The 16,298-nt window shown below is 44.7% G+C and carries 19 protein-coding genes; 16 read left to right on the top strand and 3 right to left on the bottom strand.

What is annotated here, in order from left to right:
• Positions 1 to 40 precede the first annotated feature (40 nt).
• On the top strand, positions 41 to 742 hold the full coding sequence (gene mtnN / locus ACSFXN_RS08325) for a 5'-methylthioadenosine/S-adenosylhomocysteine nucleosidase (RefSeq protein WP_437149669.1): 702 nt from the start codon (positions 41 to 43) through the stop codon (positions 740 to 742).
• A gap of 36 nt (positions 743 to 778) precedes the next feature.
• Here the strand turns inward: mtnN and pssA are convergent, their stop codons facing one another.
• Entirely contained in the window at positions 779 to 1,318 is a 540-nt protein-coding gene (gene pssA, locus ACSFXN_RS08320; protein WP_300992537.1) for a CDP-diacylglycerol--serine O-phosphatidyltransferase, read from the bottom strand.
• Positions 1,319 to 1,413: 95 nt separating this feature from the next.
• Between pssA and ACSFXN_RS08315 the strand changes: the two genes are divergently transcribed.
• From ACSFXN_RS08315 to ACSFXN_RS08260, 12 genes are all read left to right on the top strand, one after another.
• Positions 1,414 to 2,187: a phosphatidylserine decarboxylase gene (locus tag ACSFXN_RS08315; protein ID WP_437149668.1), complete on the top strand. Its 774-nt coding sequence runs from the start codon at positions 1,414 to 1,416 to the stop codon at positions 2,185 to 2,187.
• 38 nt (positions 2,188 to 2,225) lie between these two features.
• A complete protein-coding gene (locus ACSFXN_RS08310; RefSeq protein WP_437149667.1) occupies positions 2,226 to 2,747 on the top strand; it encodes a YqeG family HAD IIIA-type phosphatase in 522 nt (173 codons plus the stop codon).
• Positions 2,744 to 3,847, top strand: coding sequence for a ribosome biogenesis GTPase YqeH (gene yqeH, locus ACSFXN_RS08305; protein WP_437149666.1), 1,104 nt, complete (start codon positions 2,744 to 2,746; stop codon positions 3,845 to 3,847). Before ACSFXN_RS08310 ends, yqeH begins: the two co-directional genes overlap by 4 nt.
• Before the next feature lie 10 nt (positions 3,848 to 3,857).
• The gene (aroE, locus tag ACSFXN_RS08300) at positions 3,858 to 4,685 is read left to right on the top strand and encodes a shikimate dehydrogenase (protein WP_437149665.1); all 828 of its coding nucleotides are present in this window, start codon (positions 3,858 to 3,860) and stop codon (positions 4,683 to 4,685) included.
• Positions 4,672 to 4,971 (top strand): ribosome assembly RNA-binding protein YhbY, encoded by a 300-nt coding sequence (gene yhbY / locus ACSFXN_RS08295; protein ID WP_437149664.1) that lies wholly within the window; start codon positions 4,672 to 4,674, stop codon positions 4,969 to 4,971. The genes aroE and yhbY overlap by 14 nt, the downstream gene beginning before the upstream one ends.
• A complete protein-coding gene (locus ACSFXN_RS08290; RefSeq protein ID WP_437149663.1) occupies positions 4,968 to 5,546 on the top strand; it encodes a nicotinate-nucleotide adenylyltransferase in 579 nt (192 codons plus the stop codon). The genes yhbY and ACSFXN_RS08290 overlap by 4 nt, the downstream gene beginning before the upstream one ends.
• Positions 5,524 to 6,099 carry a bis(5'-nucleosyl)-tetraphosphatase (symmetrical) YqeK gene (gene yqeK / locus ACSFXN_RS08285; RefSeq protein WP_437149662.1) on the top strand — a complete coding sequence of 192 codons (576 nt, stop codon included), beginning with the start codon at positions 5,524 to 5,526 and terminating at the stop codon, positions 6,097 to 6,099. The genes ACSFXN_RS08290 and yqeK overlap by 23 nt, the downstream gene beginning before the upstream one ends.
• Positions 6,096 to 6,434, top strand: coding sequence for a ribosome silencing factor (gene rsfS, locus ACSFXN_RS08280; RefSeq protein ID WP_437149661.1), 339 nt, complete (start codon positions 6,096 to 6,098; stop codon positions 6,432 to 6,434). Before yqeK ends, rsfS begins: the two co-directional genes overlap by 4 nt.
• Entirely contained in the window at positions 6,431 to 7,156 is a 726-nt protein-coding gene (locus ACSFXN_RS08275) for a class I SAM-dependent DNA methyltransferase (RefSeq protein WP_437149660.1), read from the top strand. Before rsfS ends, ACSFXN_RS08275 begins: the two co-directional genes overlap by 4 nt.
• Positions 7,157 to 7,521: 365 nt before the next feature.
• Positions 7,522 to 7,953 carry a helix-hairpin-helix domain-containing protein gene (locus ACSFXN_RS08270; RefSeq protein WP_437149659.1) on the top strand — a complete coding sequence of 144 codons (432 nt, stop codon included), beginning with the start codon at positions 7,522 to 7,524 and terminating at the stop codon, positions 7,951 to 7,953.
• An 83-nt stretch (positions 7,954 to 8,036) separates the two neighbouring features.
• Positions 8,037 to 8,609, top strand: coding sequence for a ComE operon protein 2 (locus ACSFXN_RS08265; protein WP_300992558.1), 573 nt, complete (start codon positions 8,037 to 8,039; stop codon positions 8,607 to 8,609).
• 134 nt (positions 8,610 to 8,743) lie between these two features.
• Positions 8,744 to 10,882 carry a DNA internalization-related competence protein ComEC/Rec2 gene (locus ACSFXN_RS08260; RefSeq protein WP_437149658.1) on the top strand — a complete coding sequence of 713 codons (2,139 nt, stop codon included), beginning with the start codon at positions 8,744 to 8,746 and terminating at the stop codon, positions 10,880 to 10,882.
• 44 nt (positions 10,883 to 10,926) lie between these two features.
• Here the strand turns inward: ACSFXN_RS08260 and ACSFXN_RS08255 are convergent, their stop codons facing one another.
• On the bottom strand, positions 10,927 to 11,061 hold the full coding sequence (locus tag ACSFXN_RS08255) for a YqzM family protein (protein ID WP_036806444.1): 135 nt from the start codon (positions 11,059 to 11,061) through the stop codon (positions 10,927 to 10,929).
• A 156-nt stretch (positions 11,062 to 11,217) separates the two neighbouring features.
• On the opposite strand from ACSFXN_RS08255, the gene holA reads away from it, so the two are divergent.
• Positions 11,218 to 12,252, top strand: coding sequence for a DNA polymerase III subunit delta (gene holA / locus ACSFXN_RS08250; RefSeq protein ID WP_437149657.1), 1,035 nt, complete (start codon positions 11,218 to 11,220; stop codon positions 12,250 to 12,252).
• 501 nt (positions 12,253 to 12,753) lie between these two features.
• Here the strand turns inward: holA and rpsT are convergent.
• Positions 12,754 to 13,005, bottom strand: coding sequence for a 30S ribosomal protein S20 (rpsT, locus tag ACSFXN_RS08245; protein WP_300992564.1), 252 nt, complete (start codon positions 13,003 to 13,005; stop codon positions 12,754 to 12,756).
• 218 nt (positions 13,006 to 13,223) lie between these two features.
• Between rpsT and lepA the strand changes: the two genes are divergently transcribed.
• Together lepA and hemW are read left to right on the top strand one after the other, a co-directional pair.
• A complete protein-coding gene (gene lepA, locus ACSFXN_RS08240) occupies positions 13,224 to 15,053 on the top strand; it encodes a translation elongation factor 4 (RefSeq protein ID WP_437149656.1) in 1,830 nt (609 codons plus the stop codon).
• Between the two features lie 56 nt (positions 15,054 to 15,109).
• Positions 15,110 to 16,249, top strand: a complete 1,140-nt coding sequence (hemW, locus tag ACSFXN_RS08235; RefSeq protein ID WP_300992568.1) for a radical SAM family heme chaperone HemW — start codon at positions 15,110 to 15,112, stop codon at positions 16,247 to 16,249.
• Positions 16,250 to 16,298 lie beyond the last annotated feature (49 nt).

The raw sequence follows: 16,298 nt of genomic DNA, 5'->3' as shown, positions 1-16,298 counted from the left end.
TTTTATGAATAAAATTCATAGGCGAGAGGAAGATGGACAGATGAAAATCGGTGTAATCGGTGCAATGGAAGAAGAAGTGGAATTATTAAGAGGAAGCCTGGAAAACGCTCGAGTGGAGGAAATTGCAAACTGTGAATTTACCTCAGGTACATACAAAGGACAAGAAGTCGTTCTTTTAAAAAGCGGCATCGGCAAAGTAAATGCAGCAATGTCGACGACTCTTTTGCTTCAGCAATATAAACCGGATATGGTGATCAATACGGGATCGGCTGGAGGATTCGATCAAGAGCTTGAAGTCGGTGCCATTGTTATTTCAGATGAAGTCCGCCACCACGATGTTGACGTTACGGTCTTCGGTTATGAAATGGGCCAAGTGCCGCAATTGCCTGCCGCTTTCCGGTCAGATGAAAACCTTGTTTCCATTGCAGTTAAAGCGGTTGAAGAACTGGGAGAGCATCCTTATGCAGTCGGACTGATCGCTACCGGAGATTCTTTCATGAATGATGCGGAACGCGTAGAGAAAGTGCGCGGATTCTTCCCGGACATGAAGGCCTCTGAAATGGAAGCAGCAGCCGTGGCGCAAGTATGCCATCAATTTAATGTGCCATTTGTTGTCATCCGGGCATTATCTGACATTGCCGGCAAAGAATCGAATATTTCTTTTGACGAATTTTTGCCTGTAGCTGCCAAACATTCTACGGAAATTGTTTTGAATGTCGTAGAACGTCTCGCTGCAAAATAAAAAAGCTGGAAGCGTTGTATTGAACGCTTCCAGCTTTTATACTTTTCGTAGTGTAAAAGTGCTGATCATTAATAAAGAACATAATATAAAGAGAAACATATAGGCAACGGGCGGAATAGTTGAAATACCGAAATATGACAAAGTTACAACAGTTCCTGCTGCCGTGATCGGCAAGCCGGTAAAGTAGCCGTTCGCTTCAGAAATATTAAAGCGTGCAAGACGAAAAGCGCCGCTCGCAATATAAATGACCGTGAATACCATTCCGGTGACTCCGAAATCAACCAGCACAAGCTCATAAATTAAAATAGCCGGTGCAATGCCGAACGATATAATGTCGCTCATGGAATCCAATTGTTTGCCGAGTTCCGACTCCTGATTGAATTTCCTGGCAACCATGCCATCAAAACGATCCAAAAATGCAGCAATAAAAATAAATAGCACACTATAGCTGTAGAATTCATTGAGTGCCGCCATTAGCGAGGCACCGCCGAAAGCCATATTGCCTATCGTCAGCACATTTGCTGCTTGTGATCTTAGTTTTTTAATTGTGTGATCCATTCGTTCTAGTATCAGCAATGGAAGACACTCCTTTTTTTTGTAAACTTCTTCACTTCATTATACTGTGAAAGAACAAAAAATGGTAGACTATTTTAAGCAATGGAGGTGTCCGTGTGAAGAAAAAGCTTTATCAGCGATCGATTGAATTGACGAATGGACCAGTCACATCAAGCTTAATCCGCTCTTTCGCCCAATCTTCGGCAAGCCGATGGGTGATTCCAAATTATATCAAAACTTACAAAATAGCTACGGCAGATATTGAAAATCAAATAAATTCTTTTCCGACGCTGCATGATTTTTTTATCCGTAAGCTAAAAGCAGAAAGCAGGCCAACCGCCGGACTGCCGGTTGTTTCCCCGGTAGACGGCAAAATTGAAATCTTAGGGGACATGCACGAAGGGATCCGTTTTCTGGTGAAAAACCAGCAATATTCATTAGCTGATCTTTTGGGCAATAACGGACTGGCTGATGCGTACCAAAACGGCAAATACATTGTGCTTTATCTTTCACCTGCCGATTATCACCGAATCCATAGCCCCGCATCCGGGAATATCCTCAAACAATATGTTCTGGGAAAAAAATCTTATCCTGTCAATGGTCCAGGGCTTATGTACGGCAAGTCTCCGATCAGCGGCAATTACCGCATGATCACAGAGCTGGAAACGGCCTTCGGCAGCATGCTGGTAGTGAAAGTCGGTGCTATGTTCATCAATTCCATTAAATTGACGAACAATCAAAACTCATGGGATAAAGGCGAAGAAGTGGCTTATTTCAGTTTTGGTTCCACCGTTGTGCTGTTCTTTGAAGAAAATCGCATTGATTTTTGTGGAAATGTGAAAAGCGGAGAACAGATCAAGGTGGGAGAAGCCCTTGCACATATGGTATAATCAATAGACTTAAGTTCGGAAAACAGGAGTGGTTTGTGATGTATCGATATTTTATACCGAGTCAGTACGTAAAAAGCGTTTTTGAAATTTCCCCTGAAGCGCTGCTTGATAAAGGAGTCCGGGGAATTATTACGGATTTAGATAATACATTGGTTGAATGGGATCGTCCGGATGCGACGCCCAAACTGATCGATTGGCTAAGATCGATGAAATTAGCAGGAATCCAGGTGATCATTGTATCAAACAACAATGAGCTGCGTGTTAAAGCATTTGCCGATCCGCTTGGCATCCCGTTTATTTATCAAGCGCGCAAACCAATGGGCAGGGCGTTCCGCAAAGCGTTAAAATTGATGAATGTGAAACGCAATCAAGTCGTGGTTATCGGTGACCAAATGATGACAGACATTTTTGGCGGGAATTTAAATAAACTGCACACGATATTAGTTTTGCCGGTCGCCCAGTCAGACGGGTTCTTTACCCGTTTTAACCGACTAATGGAACGCCGCATCATGAAGAAGTTAAAAGAAAAAGGACAATTGACATGGGAGGAAGAAAATTGAACGAAATGCCAACATGCATCGGCTGCGGAGCACAGATCCAGACAGAACGGCCAGGGGAACTTGGCTACGCACCGGTATCATCTTTAGATAAAGAAGAAATTATTTGCCAGCGCTGCTTCCGTTTGAAGAATTACAACGAGCTTCAGCCGGTATCTTTGACTGACGACGATTTTTTAAGGATTTTAAACGGGCTTGGAGAACGCAAAGGGCTGATTGTGAAAATCGTCGATATTTTTGACTTCAACGGCAGCTGGATTCCAGGGCTGCACCGTTTTGTAGGCAACAACGATATTTTATTGATTGCCAATAAAGCCGACTTGCTGCCAAAATCAGTCAAACAGGCGAAGCTCATCAATTGGATGAAGCAAGAAGCGAAAAAACTGGGCTTAAAGCCGATTGACGTTTTGACGGTTAGTGCGCATAAAGGAACGGGCGTCGTAGAAGCGATGGAAGCGATTGACAAGTACCGCAAAGGACAGGACGTTTATGTGGTGGGTTCGACAAATGTCGGCAAATCGACGTTCATCAACCGCATCATTAAACAAGCGACTGGCCAATCGGATATCATCACCACTTCCCATTTTCCTGGAACAACACTCGATTTGATCGAGATTCCATTGGATGATGAAAAATCACTTTTTGATACACCGGGAATCATCAATCATCATCAATTAGCTCATCATTTGCATTCTTCAGAGTTGAAAATGATCATGCCGAAAAAAGAATTGAAGCCGCGGGTGTTCCAATTGAACGCCGAACAGACCTTATTTATCGGCGGCCTTGCCCGTTTCGACTTTATCCACGGGGACCGCTCTTCGTTCACCGTTCATGTAGCGAACGACTTGCAGATTCACCGCACCAAACTGGAAAATGCAGATGCACTTTATGAACAGCATCTTGGTGAAATGCTGTCACCGCCAACTACTCAGTATAAAGATGATTTTCCAGAGTTAGTGCGGCACGAATTTCGGGTAAAAGAAGGTAAGACAGATATTGTCTATTCAGGCTTAGGCTGGATTACCGTTCAGCATCCGAATGTAGTCGTCGCTGCATATGCTCCTAGAGGAGTAGAAGTGTTTTTAAGACCATCACTGATCTAGGGGGATTTTGATGAAGAAATGGTATGCGGTAATAGGCGACCCGATTGCGCATTCCCTGTCGCCTTTCATGCACGATTATTGGTTTGAAGAACATGGCATTGACGCCACGTATATACCGGTTCATGTTCAGCCTTTTGAACTGGAAAATGCCTTTAATGCGATGAAAACTTTAGGAGTCAGCGGCTTTAACATCACATTGCCGCATAAACAGTCCATTATTCCTTTTTTAAGTAAACTCGATGAAACGGCGGTCGTGATGAATGCGGTCAATACGGTCACTTTTAACGGCCGCCAATACATCGGCTGGAATACAGATGGCGATGGTTTTGTACAGTCATTGTCTGCACAGCCGGTCACCTTGAATGAAAAAGTGTTAATTATTGGTGCTGGCGGAGCCGCAAGAGGCATTGCTTTTGCTTTAAAACGTGCCAATTATAAAGATGTCACCATCACGAACCGAACGTATCGCCGGGCAAAAGAACTGGCGGAAGCGTCCGGCAGTTCTGCATTGACGATAAAAGATGCGGAATTGTCGCTTGCGGACTTCAGCATTATTATCCAGACCACTTCTGTCGGCTTAGCGAAAGACGAAGCTTTGCCGATTTCATTGGAAAATTTAAGCACAGGATCACTTGTCGCGGATATTATCTACAATCCGCTTGAGACGCCGTTTTTGAAAGCGGCACAAGAAAAAAACTGTACAATTATGAACGGTGTGGGAATGTTTGTCTACCAAGGCGCGATTGCTTTTGAAAAATGGACAGGAATTAAACCGGACACTGAAAAAATGATTGAAATCATTACAGAAAAATTAGGAGGCAATTATGTTAACAGGTAAACAAAAACGCTTTTTGCGAAGCGAAGCTCATCATCTAGACCCAATCTTCCAAGTCGGTAAAGGTGGGGTTAGCGGAACGATGCTGCGCCAGATCGAAGAAGCGTTGGAAGCAAGAGAATTAGTGAAAATCAGCATCCTGCAGAATAACGAAGATGACAAACACGACGTTGCCAAGCGACTGGCCGAAGGCACTTATGCGGAACTTGTCCAGTTAATCGGCCACACAGTGGTTCTATATAAACCATCAGTCAATAATAAGAAGATTGTGCTGCCGGTAAAAAGATGAAGAAAGTCGGGATTTTAGGCGGAACATTCAATCCTCCTCATCTCGGCCATCTTATTATGGCCAATGAAGCGCTCCATTCGACAGGGTTGGATGAAGTCCGCTTTATGCCCAATTATATTGCCCCCCATAAAGAAGTCAGCGGCGCCACTGCAGAACATCGTCTTGAAATGACACGGCTTGCCGTCATGGGACATGATAAGTTTCTGATAGAGGATTTTGAAATCAGGCAAGGCGGCGTATCTTATACATTTGATACGGTAAAAAAAATGATTGAACGGGAACCGGATACTGAATTTTATTTTATTATTGGCGGAGACAGTATCGAAGGGCTGCCGACTTGGTACCGCATCGATGACTTGGCTAAAATTATCCGTTTCATCGGCATCAGGCGCCCTGGCTACTTGCACGATACCATTTATCCGGTGCTTTTGATCGACTCGCCGGAGCTGCATCTATCATCGACAATGCTCAGGGACCGCGTCGCAGAAGGTGGAACCATCTCTTTTTTAGTACCTGAAAAAGTGGAAGCTTTTATTCGAAAGGAGCGGTTATATGGATCAAAGTATGATGATTGAGAAAGTGAAGGAACGGCTGCCTGAAAATCGCTATAACCATGTGAGAGGGGTAGTCGAGACGGCAACTGTCTTGGCGGAAAAATTCAATGTGCCGGTGGAGAAAGCGCGTGTCGCTGCTATTTTACACGATGTAGCGAAATTTTCGGACCGGGAATGGATGAAATCGATCCTTATTTCCGAAAACATGGATCCATTATTGCTTGAATACCATGCCGAATTATGGCATGCCCCTGTTGGAGCGTATATGGCTCGAACGGAATTCGGCATTGACGATGAAGATGTGCTGAATGCCATCAAATACCATACGACCGGCCGCCCGGGAATGTCAGATCTGGAGAAAATCATCTATATTGCTGATCTTATCGAACCGACCCGCAAATTTTCAGGAGTTGAAGAATTGCGACAATTAGCAGATCAGGGATTGAATGTTATGATGGAAGCCAGCGTTAAACATACCATCGAATTCCTGGTATCAAAAAATCAACCGGTTTATCCGGATTCACTGAAGTGTTACCAATACTTCGTGCAACAGAAAGGGAAAGTGAAAGAATGACTAAACAAACATTATTACAAATGGCATACAATGCTGCCGAGGATAAAAAAGCTGAAGATATCGTTGTCTTGAATATGGAAGGCATTTCATTGCTTGCTGACTATTTCATAATTTGCAGCGGTAATTCCGATCGCCAAGTGCAGGCAATTGCCAGAGAGTTGATCGATCAGTCCAACAAAGCCGGCAATACGGTGAAAAGCGTAGAAGGATTCGACGCGGCACGCTGGATATTGGTCGATTTAGGAGACGTTGTGGCTCACATTTTCCACAAAGATGAGCGTTCATATTATAATTTAGAGCGCCTATGGAGAGAAGCGCCGACAATGGAAATATGAGATACGGGAAGTTTGCATCAGTTTATGATGAACTGATGGAAGATATTCCGTATGAAAAATGGGTAGAATGGGTTGCTTCCCAGATCCAGTCCGGAAAAATTCTGGATTTGGCTTGCGGGACAGGAACCCTTTCCCAGCTTTTCAGCGAAATGGGCTTTGAAGTGACGGCGAGCGATTTATCAGAAGAAATGCTGACGATTGCCAGCCAGCGATTTCAGGAAGCAGGCCAGCACATCCCTGTGCTTCAGCTGTCGATGGATAACCTGGAAGGGCTGTCAGGCTTTGACGCGGTCACTATCGCTATCGATTCTCTCAATTATTTGGAGACTGAAAAACAGGTGCAGCAGACATTCAAGGAAGTTTTCGCAGCCTTGAATGAAGGTGGGCATTTTTTCTTTGATGTCCATTCTGTCTACAAAGTGGACCATGTTTATATGGACAGTCCGTTTGTTTACGATGGGGAAGACATTGCCTATATTTGGCATACTGAACCTGGCAATTATGCCCATAGCGTGATCCACGATATTACGTTTTTCATTCAGCAAGGCCAAATGTTTGAACGCTTCGAGGAAACGCATGAACAGCGCACTTTTAAAGTTTCTGATTATGTAGCTTGGCTGGAAGCGGCTGGGTTCCAAGTGGAATCGGTCACAGCCGATTTTACGGGTGAAGCACCGGATGAAGAAAGCGAACGGATCTTTTTCCACGCGAAGAAAAACTAAATTAAACCAGAAGCTGTCCGCAATTTTTGCGGGCGGCTTTTTTGGATTAAGCCTATTATCCGAATCAAGCAAATCCTTGACAAAAAATCAATTAGACAAGCATCTTTAATTAATGTACAATTCAGACAGCTTCTGATCTAATTGCCTTCTGAAGAAAAGAGGAATGCCCGCTGAATTTTTCAGAACTTCGAAGCAAATTTGGCTGGCTGCTAATTCCGGCGGTTGCCATTGGCTTATTAGCTGTTTATTTTTTATTTCCTCAACAAGAAACAGATTCTGATCTGGAAACATCTCTTGAATTAATCCAAGCTGAACCCCCTCAGCAGACGGAAACCCCCACTCAAAATCCAGTTCCAACAATTTTAATGGTTGATATTAAAGGACAAGTTGAAAAACCTGGCGTTTATGAGCTGCCACCAGATTCCCGAATGAAAGACGCCATCGATGCAGCGGGCGGTTTTTTGGGCACGGCAGAACCCAAAGCCATTAATCTGGCCATGAAAGTTCAAGATGAAATGGTGATTTATGTACCGGCAGTTGGAGAAGAAGCCGTTCTGCCCGCGATTCTGCCAGGCGCCGCCGCTTCTGCCGGCGCTGCAGAAGCTTTGGTGAATTTAAACACTGCTACCGATGTCGATTTGATGACATTGCCGGGAATCGGCCCATCCAAAGCGGCAGCGATTATCGCTTACCGTACGGAAACCGGCAATTTTCAAAAAGTGGAGGACCTCACCAATGTTACCGGCATTGGCGATAAAACCTTTGAAAAACTGAAAGACAGCATCACTGTCAACTGACCGGCAGATGAGCCGAACGGACGGTTGACGAATATTCCCCCTCTGCTACACTTATTTTAGACAAAATAGCAGGAGGCAATTAGATGAAGCGAATAACTTGGGACCAATTCTTCATGGCGCAAAGCCATTTACTAGCACTCAGAAGCACCTGTACACGGCTTGCGGTAGGCGCGACCATTGTACGTGACCGGCGGATTATGGCAGGCGGCTATAACGGCTCTATCTCCGGCGGCGACCATTGCATCGATAAAGGCTGTTACGTTGTCGACGGCCATTGCGTCCGGACCATCCATGCAGAGATGAATGCTCTTTTGCAATGTGCTAAATACGGCGTTAGCGTTAATGGGGCGGATATGTACGTCAGCCATTTTCCATGCCTGCAATGTTCGAAATCGATTATCCAAGCAGGTATTTCGCGGCTTTATTACGCGGCGGACTATAAAAATCATGCCTATGCCATCGAATTGTTTGAACAGGCAGGAGTCGAAGTGGTCCAAGTCATATTTGATGAGCGCAAAATCGACTTTTTAAGCGCTGAAAAAGCCAATCTGTACATGGAAATGCTGGAGACGCTGCGGGAAAAAGGCGGCACTGAAGAAGAATTGGCCTATTACACTAAGCGGGTGGATCAATTATTCGGAGAAGTAGAAGTTTAAACGAAAATAGTTGGATTTATATAGCAGCGGCAATCGTAATTGCCACTTTTGCAGCGCATGATACAGCGGTTCAGCTCGTGTTCATGGCGCTGCTTTTTTGTTGGATGAGCTGGAAAAGGGAGTCGTATCATCATATGGCGATCATTGCTTTGATTGCCGGAAGCTGCTTTCTATTGCAGGAAATAAGAGCTCAGGATGTATTTGATTACGCAAAGCCTTATGCAGGTGAATTGAAATTTGATGGGAATTATGTGATTGATGGAGACGGATTGAGAGGTTTTGCCCGCTTGTCAGACGGTACGGTCGTTTATGCAAAGTACCAGCTGAAATCTCCGGAAGAAAAAGCGGCTATGGAAGAAAGTTTGTATGAATCCACGCTTTATATTGAAGGTGTTTTTGAAGAGCCGTATCCGCCGTCCCATGAATTTTCTTTTGATATGCAGAAGTATTTAGATCATAACGGTTCCCGCTTTATTTTAGCCATCCAGACGGTTAAAGGGGTAGAGCCGGCCCCAACAGTACTCAGTAAGCTATATGAGCGCAGACAATGGCTTAAGTGCCATATACAAGCTTCTTTTCCTCCAGCTTTGGCGGCTGAAGCGGAGGCATTGCTGATTGGCGAACAGGAAAACATGACAAATGAAGATCGCTTAATGTATCAAACGCTTGGCATCACCCATTTATTTGCCATTTCAGGTCTTCATGTCGCCATTATCGTCGGTATTGGTTATTTTATTCTGGTCCGCTTGCATATTCGAAAAGAAACGGCTTTACTGCTGCTATTAGCCATTCTCCCGATGTATGGCGTGCTTGCAGGAGGAGCGCCGTCGGTTTTGCGGTCAATCTGTATGGTGAGCGCCGTTATGTTTTTTCAGCTTTTCCGAATCCGGCTATCGATTGCTCATATCCTGTTAGCCAGCTTTACCATGTTCATTTTATGGGATCCTTATATGATGTACGATATCGGCTTTCAATTATCATACGGGGCTTCTTTTGGCATCATTTACTCAACCCGTTTTCTATCGGGAGAAGGGTCAGCCGTTAAAAACGGACTCATCATTACTGCCATATCCCAATTGACTCTTTATCCTTTGCTATTGCATCATTTCTATGAAATTTCACTGTCTGCCTTCCTGGTAAACAGCTTATTCGTGCCGCTCTACACTTTGTTCATTTTGCCGGTAAATTTGGTTTTGCTCGGCTTGACGTTTTTGTTTCAGCCTGCAGCTGATTTTGTTTTTTATTTTTATGTGCCAGTGCGCGGGTTTATTGAAACAGTCATGCATTGGCTGTCAAGCCTTCCTTATCAAATGTGGAATCCGGGAAAGCCTGGTCCTTTAATGATGCTTGCCTTATTTACAAGTGTGATGGCTTTTTACAGTTTAGCAGAACGCGGATTTCGGCTCAGGCAATTGCTGGTATTATTGGTTCCTGCGATTTGTTTCAGTGCATTGCCTTATTTGGATCCGGCGCTTAAAGTGACTTTTTTGGATGTCGGCCAAGGAGACAGTGCGGTGATTGAACTGCCTTACCGCAGAGGCGTTTATCTGATTGACAGCGGTGGTCTGCTCCGCTTTGACACAGAAGCATTCAAAAAACGGGATAAGCCGTATGAAGTCGGCAGGCAAGTAGTGGCTCCTTATTTAAAAGGCAACGGCATTTCAACTATCGATATATTGGTACTGAGCCATGCAGATGCTGACCATGCAGAAGGGGCGGAAGAATTGTTTCCGCTTTTTAGAATCAATGAACTGCATTTATCGCCTGGCTCAGCGGTTACGGATATCATGCAGGCGCTCGCTCCTTTTGCAGGAGAAGCGTCAGTGCTGTTTCCAGGAAAAGGTGCAGGATGGAAGGAAAGTGGCGTCAGCTTCAGTTATTTATCACCGAGCGATGCTGAATATGAAGGCAATAATGATTCTTTGGTTTTGTTTGTGGAGAGCAGAGATTTCCGCGTTTTATTTACAGGAGATTTAGAGACGGCTGGAGAGCAGGACTTGGTAGAAACTTTCGGTACCAGCCTGGCAACTTTAAGTGTTTTGAAAGTGGGGCACCATGGCAGCAAGACTTCCAGCAGCAAAGAATTTCTATCGCTTGTGCAGCCCGAAGTATCGATTTTTTCAACCGGCATTGACAACCGGTACGGCCATCCGAGTGAAGAAGTTGTGGAGAGGTTTGAAGAATTGGGGCTTCCGACTTTGAATACTGCAGAAACCGGGACGATTAAATTTCAATTTCAAGATGAAGGCGTAAAGTTTCAAACCATGCGCTAAACAAAAAAAAGTTCCTGCCATTAGGCGGGAACCTTTTTTTCTATTTAGCGAGCTACAAATTGCACTACTGCCGCAATAATAAAGATAGCTGCAAAAAATACGAATGATACAACAAATCCCATTCCTGCGTCGATAGCGTCATTGCGCTTCGACTGTACATTCTGTTCAAATTCATTCATTGCTATCCCTCCTAATTCCCTCTTATTATAAGCGAATGAAAGTTAAAAATCTAGATTGAACTGAATATTATCCGGGGATATTAAGGACTGACACAAAAATGTCGAAATACCAAACAGCGGCGAAATCCGATATAGTAGAGAGAGGAGGTGCGTTTCATGATCACTTCAGTATGGAAAGCCATTCGCAACGGACAAATAGACCCTGTCTATGTTATTACCGGAACGGAAAGTTATTTTATTGAGAAAACGCTGGATTTGTTGAAGTCGAAAATGACGGATGGGGAACCGGAATTCATCAATTTTGATTTGGAAGAGGTTCCTGTCGATTATGTGATAGAAGAAGCGGATACCATTCCGTTTTTCAGTGACAGAAAATTGATTATCGCCAAAAATGCTTCTTTCTTGAAAGCGGCTGAACGCGGAAAAGAAAAAATTGACCATAATTTAAAAGCCCTGGAGGCCTGGCTGGAAAATCCGCCTTCAAGTTCGGTCACGATTTTTGTAGCGCCTTATGAAAAGCTGGATGAGCGCAAAAAAATCACCAAGCTGATCAAGCAGCATGCAGTAATGGTGGAAGCGAAGGCATTGCCAGCCAATGATTTGGAAGTTTGGGTGCAGCACGAAGCGAAAAGCTTCGGCAAGCATATCGAAAAGCTGGCAGCACAGCGCTTGATTGAGGTAGCTGGCACGAATTTGACTTTATTGTCTTCAGAAATAGAAAAGATGTCGCTTTACTTGGGTTCCGAAGAAGAAATTACAGAACAGCTGATTGAACAGATGACCGCCCGGACACTTGAGCAGGATGCCTTTAAAATGCTGCAGGCTTATCTGGACGGGAATATCAGTGAAGCGTTGAGCGTCTATTATGATTTGATCCGCCAAAAAGAAGAGCCGGTCGCCTTGACGGCATTGCTTGCGTCGCAAATCCGTTTTATGGTGCACGTTTATTATCTGCAGAAGAAAGGCTACCATGCCCAGCAGATTTCCAAACAATTAAAAGCGCATCCTTACCGGGTTAAGCTTCTGGTTGAAAAACGCCAGCAAATTCCTGAACAGCGTTTGCTTGAAGTGCTCAACGATTTGGCGGAAATTGATCTGCAGCTGAAAACCCAAAGCGGCAACCGTGAACGGATTCTCGAATTCTTTTTGATGAAACGGAAACAGGGAAGGAAAACGAATACGCCGGTCTAGCGGCAAGAGGGAAAAAATAAGTTTCAAGCGATCGCTATACTTTTTAGGTTATAAATTAAGTTTTGCTTATTCATTTCGCTCCAGGGCGGACGCTTTTCGCGGGGGGCGGCCTAAGCCTCCTCGCTCGCTGGCGCTCTCTGCGGGGTCTCAGGACTCGCCCTATTCCCGCAGAAGTCGCCGCCTTCCGCTGCATTCAGCTTCCTTTTGCCACTTCTAGAGACTCTCTAAAAATGTAATTATTTCGGAAAGCTCTCGAATGTTTGTGCTTGCTCTCTAGATATGGAGCCAACCGGCGGAGACGCCTGCGGGATAGCGAGACAGCCGAGACCCTGCAGGAGCGCAGCGACGAAGCGGATTGGCGCTCGCCCGCGGCAAGCGCAGCTGGTTGGCGGAATATCATAAAGTGATGAAAATTAACGTCACCAACTTGTCCCGAACAAACCAAAACCATAAATACAAAGTAAAAAGGCCGATTCCATTAAGGAATCGGCCTTTTGCGTTTTACGCTTGTTTTTTCATCAAGCGAGATTTTTTGCGAGCTGCAGTGTTCTTGTGGATAAGCCCTTTAGAAGCCGCTTTTTCCACTTGTTTGATTGCCGCTTTTACTGTATCGCTAGCGTTTTCTTCGTTGCTCAAAAGAGCTTGGTCAGCTTTTCTGACAGCAGAACGCATAGTCGATCTCACGTGTGAGTTTTGAGCGTTTTTCGATTCATTCGTGCGAACACGTTTGATTGCAGATTTAATGTTTGGCATGTATTTCACCTCCTAGACAAATAGGAACAGAGATGGAGTCATCTCAACTCTTTTATGTCTCTATACAACATCAGTTATTTTATCAAATCATGGAAAAGAATGCAATAGATATGTGCAAAGAAGTTTCCCTTGACAGCGAAACGTTTTAAACAGCCCACGATTGCTCATTAGAAGCGGTGCTGTTATAATTCAGAGTAGTTTATATAGGAGTGAAGAGAATGAATCATGAGGAACGATTAGCACGCCAAAGCAAAATACGCAACTTTTCCATCATTGCGCACATTGACCACGGAAAGTCTACGCTTGCCGACCGCATTTTGGAGAAAACAGAAGCTCTGACTTCCCGGGAAATGAAAGCTCAATCTTTGGATTCCATGGACCTTGAACGGGAACGCGGCATTACGATCAAATTGAATGCTGTTCAATTGCATTATAAAGCAAAAGACGGGGAAACCTATATTATGCACTTGATCGATACTCCGGGACATGTCGATTTCACTTATGAAGTATCCCGCAGTCTCGCAGCTTGTGAAGGCGCTGTCCTGGTCGTGGATGCTGCACAAGGAATTGAAGCGCAGACGCTTGCAAACGTCTACCTGGCGCTGGACAACGAACTTGAAATTCTTCCAGTCATCAATAAAATCGATTTGCCGGCTGCAGATCCGGAACGCGTGAGAGGCGAAATCGAAGAAGTGATCGGATTGGATGCTTCGGAAGCCGTTCTTGCCTCTGCAAAAGCAGGCATTGGCATCGAAGAAATCTTGGAACAAGTTGTTGAAAAAGTTCCTGCACCAACCGGCGATCCAAGCGCACCTTTAAAAGCGCTGATTTTCGACTCGCTTTACGATCCGTACCGCGGTGTAGTTGCCTACATCCGCATTATGGAAGGGACAATCAAACCGGGCGACCGCATCAAAATGATGGCATCCGGCAAAGAATTCGATGTCATCGAAGCGGGAGTTTTCACGCCGCATGCAGCGCTTCAGGAAGAATTGACTGTTGGGGATGTCGGCTTTATCACTGCCGCCATCAAAAACGTCGGCGATTCCACTGTTGGCGATACTATTACACTGGCTAATAATCCGGCGGCTGAAGCTTTGCCAGGTTATCGTCGTTTAAATCCAATGGTGTACTGCGGCTTGTATCCGATTGATACATCCAAATACAATGATCTTCGTGATGCATTGGAAAAATTGGAGCTTAATGACGCCGCACTTCAATTCGAACCGGAATCTTCCCAGGCGCTGGGCTTTGGCTACCGCTGTGGATTCTTAGGCCTCTTGCATATGGAAATTATCCAGGAGCGGATCGAACGTGAATTTAATATTGATTTGATTACCACGGCACCAAGCGTTATTTATGATGTTCATATGACCGACGGTGAAGTGCTGAAAATCGATAACCCGGCAATGATGCCGGATGCACAAAAAATTGAAAAAGTAAATGAACCTTATGTCAAAGCGACTGTAATGGTTCCGAACGACTATGTCGGAGCGGTTATGGAAATCTGCCAGAAGAAACGCGGCAATTTCATGACAATGGACTATATCGATGCGACGCGTGTCAGCATCATCTACGAATTGCCGCTGGCTGAAATTGTTTATGATTTCTTTGATCAGCTGAAATCCGGCACTAAAGGCTATGCTTCATTTGACTATGAACTGATTGGCTACAAAGAATCCAGACTGGTTAAAATGGATATCCTATTGAATAGTGAACAAGTGGATGCGCTAAGCTTCATCGTCCATAGAGACTTTGCATATGAGCGCGGAAAAGCCATTGTTGATAAATTAAGAAATTTAATCCCGCGCCAGCAATTTGAAGTGCCGATCCAAGCAGCGATCGGACAAAAAATCGTTGCGCGTCAAACCATCAGTGCTATGCGCAAAAACGTTCTTGCTAAATGTTACGGCGGAGACATCTCCCGTAAACGGAAACTTCTTGATAAACAAAAAGAAGGCAAGAAGCGCATGAAGCAAGTGGGCTCTGTAGAAGTTCCTCAGGAAGCGTTCATGGCCATCCTGAAAATGGATGACCAATCAAAATAAACAAAAAGAGGAGGCCGACTTTGCGCCTCCTTTTCTTATTAGAAAGAAGGAATAGCATGGTTAAAGGATTGTATATCCATATCCCATTCTGCCATCAGATTTGTCATTATTGTGATTTCAATAAAGTATTCTTCAAAGACCAGCCGGTGGATGCCTATATCGATTCCCTCGGAAAAGAACTGGCACTTTGGAAACAGGAAGGTGCGCTCGATCATCCGCTTGAAACCATTTTTCTTGGAGGCGGGACACCTACGTCTTTGACCCCGGAACAATTACAGAAATTGCTCGCGTATATTCATCAATACGTGCCGATGGCAGAAAACCTGGAATGGACGTCTGAAGCAAATCCAGATGAATTGACAAAAGAGAAAATGCAGGTCTTGTTCAATGGCGGCGTCAACCGCCTTTCGATGGGCGTCCAGTCATTTGATGCGGACCTTTTAAAACGCCTGGGCCGTACCCATAGCAATGGCGACGTCAAAAGAGCAGTGAAAGAAGCACGGGAAGTCGGCTTTACGAACTTGAGCTTTGATTTGATGTATGGATTGCCTGGCCAGACGATGGCGCAATGGGAAGATACATTAACGCAGGCGTTTGAATTCGGTTTGCCGCATTTCTCTGCCTATTCGTTGATCATCGAGCCGAAGACCGTCTTTTACAACTTGATGACGAAAGGGAAGCTCAATACAGTAACCGAGGATCTGGAAGCGGATATGTACGAAAAGTTGATGCATGAAATGGAAGCCAGAGGGCTGCAGCAATATGAAATTTCCAATTTCGGGCTTCCCGGTTTCGAGTCGCGCCATAATTTATTGTACTGGGACAATGCTGAATATATCGGAGTCGGAGCAGGAGCCCACGGCTATGTAAATGGCGTGCGCTATTCAAATGCAGGGCCGTTAAAAAAATACATGGCACCGCTTGACGAAGGAATCCGTCCAATTTTAAATACACACGAAGTGCCGGTCAATGAAAAAATGGAAGAAGAAATGTTTCTTGGCTTGCGCAAGACAGCCGGTGTTTCCATCAGCGGCTTTGAAGAGAAATTCCAGCAATCTCTGGAACAAGTATATGGAGCGATATTGGCTAAAGAAGTGGCCAATGAAAATCTGGCTATTGAAGGCGACAGAGTAAAGCTGACCAAGAAAGGGCGCTTTGTGGGCAATGAAGTGTTCGAACAATTTCTTCTGGGCTAAACGAAAGGGAAAGCAGCATGCCTTTTCGATAGGTAAATAAGTCTACACA

This window comes from Planococcus sp. 1R117A (assembly GCF_051417975.1).
Classification (GTDB): Bacteria; Bacillota; Bacilli; order Bacillales_A; family Planococcaceae; genus Planococcus; species Planococcus shenhongbingii.
Note: the sequence above shows the minus strand (reverse complement) of the source record. Positions and strands in the feature narration are given on the sequence as shown.

Bases quoted from the DNA above. Each gene is read 5' to 3' on its own strand.
- ACSFXN_RS08255 (WP_036806444.1), bottom strand. From the start codon at position 11,061: ATGAATGAATTTGAACAGAATGTACAGTCGAAGCGCAATGACGCTATC.
- rpsT (WP_300992564.1), bottom strand. From the start codon at position 13,005: ATGCCAAACATTAAATCTGCAATCAAACGTGTTCGCACGAATGAATCG.
- mtnN (WP_437149669.1), top strand. From the start codon at position 41: ATGAAAATCGGTGTAATCGGTGCAATGGAAGAAGAAGTGGAATTATTA.
- ACSFXN_RS08260 (WP_437149658.1), top strand. From the start codon at position 8,744: ATGGCGATCATTGCTTTGATTGCCGGAAGCTGCTTTCTATTGCAGGAA.
- ACSFXN_RS08270 (WP_437149659.1), top strand. From the start codon at position 7,522: ATGGTTGATATTAAAGGACAAGTTGAAAAACCTGGCGTTTATGAGCTG.
- ACSFXN_RS08265 (WP_300992558.1), top strand. From the start codon at position 8,037: ATGAAGCGAATAACTTGGGACCAATTCTTCATGGCGCAAAGCCATTTA.
- yhbY (WP_437149664.1), top strand. From the start codon at position 4,672: ATGTTAACAGGTAAACAAAAACGCTTTTTGCGAAGCGAAGCTCATCAT.
- lepA (WP_437149656.1), top strand. From the start codon at position 13,224: ATGAATCATGAGGAACGATTAGCACGCCAAAGCAAAATACGCAACTTT.
- yqeK (WP_437149662.1), top strand. From the start codon at position 5,524: ATGGATCAAAGTATGATGATTGAGAAAGTGAAGGAACGGCTGCCTGAA.
- hemW (WP_300992568.1), top strand. From the start codon at position 15,110: ATGGTTAAAGGATTGTATATCCATATCCCATTCTGCCATCAGATTTGT.
- ACSFXN_RS08290 (WP_437149663.1), top strand. From the start codon at position 4,968: ATGAAGAAAGTCGGGATTTTAGGCGGAACATTCAATCCTCCTCATCTC.
- rsfS (WP_437149661.1), top strand. From the start codon at position 6,096: ATGACTAAACAAACATTATTACAAATGGCATACAATGCTGCCGAGGAT.
- ACSFXN_RS08310 (WP_437149667.1), top strand. From the start codon at position 2,226: ATGTATCGATATTTTATACCGAGTCAGTACGTAAAAAGCGTTTTTGAA.
- aroE (WP_437149665.1), top strand. From the start codon at position 3,858: ATGAAGAAATGGTATGCGGTAATAGGCGACCCGATTGCGCATTCCCTG.
- holA (WP_437149657.1), top strand. From the start codon at position 11,218: ATGATCACTTCAGTATGGAAAGCCATTCGCAACGGACAAATAGACCCT.
- ACSFXN_RS08275 (WP_437149660.1), top strand. From the start codon at position 6,431: ATGAGATACGGGAAGTTTGCATCAGTTTATGATGAACTGATGGAAGAT.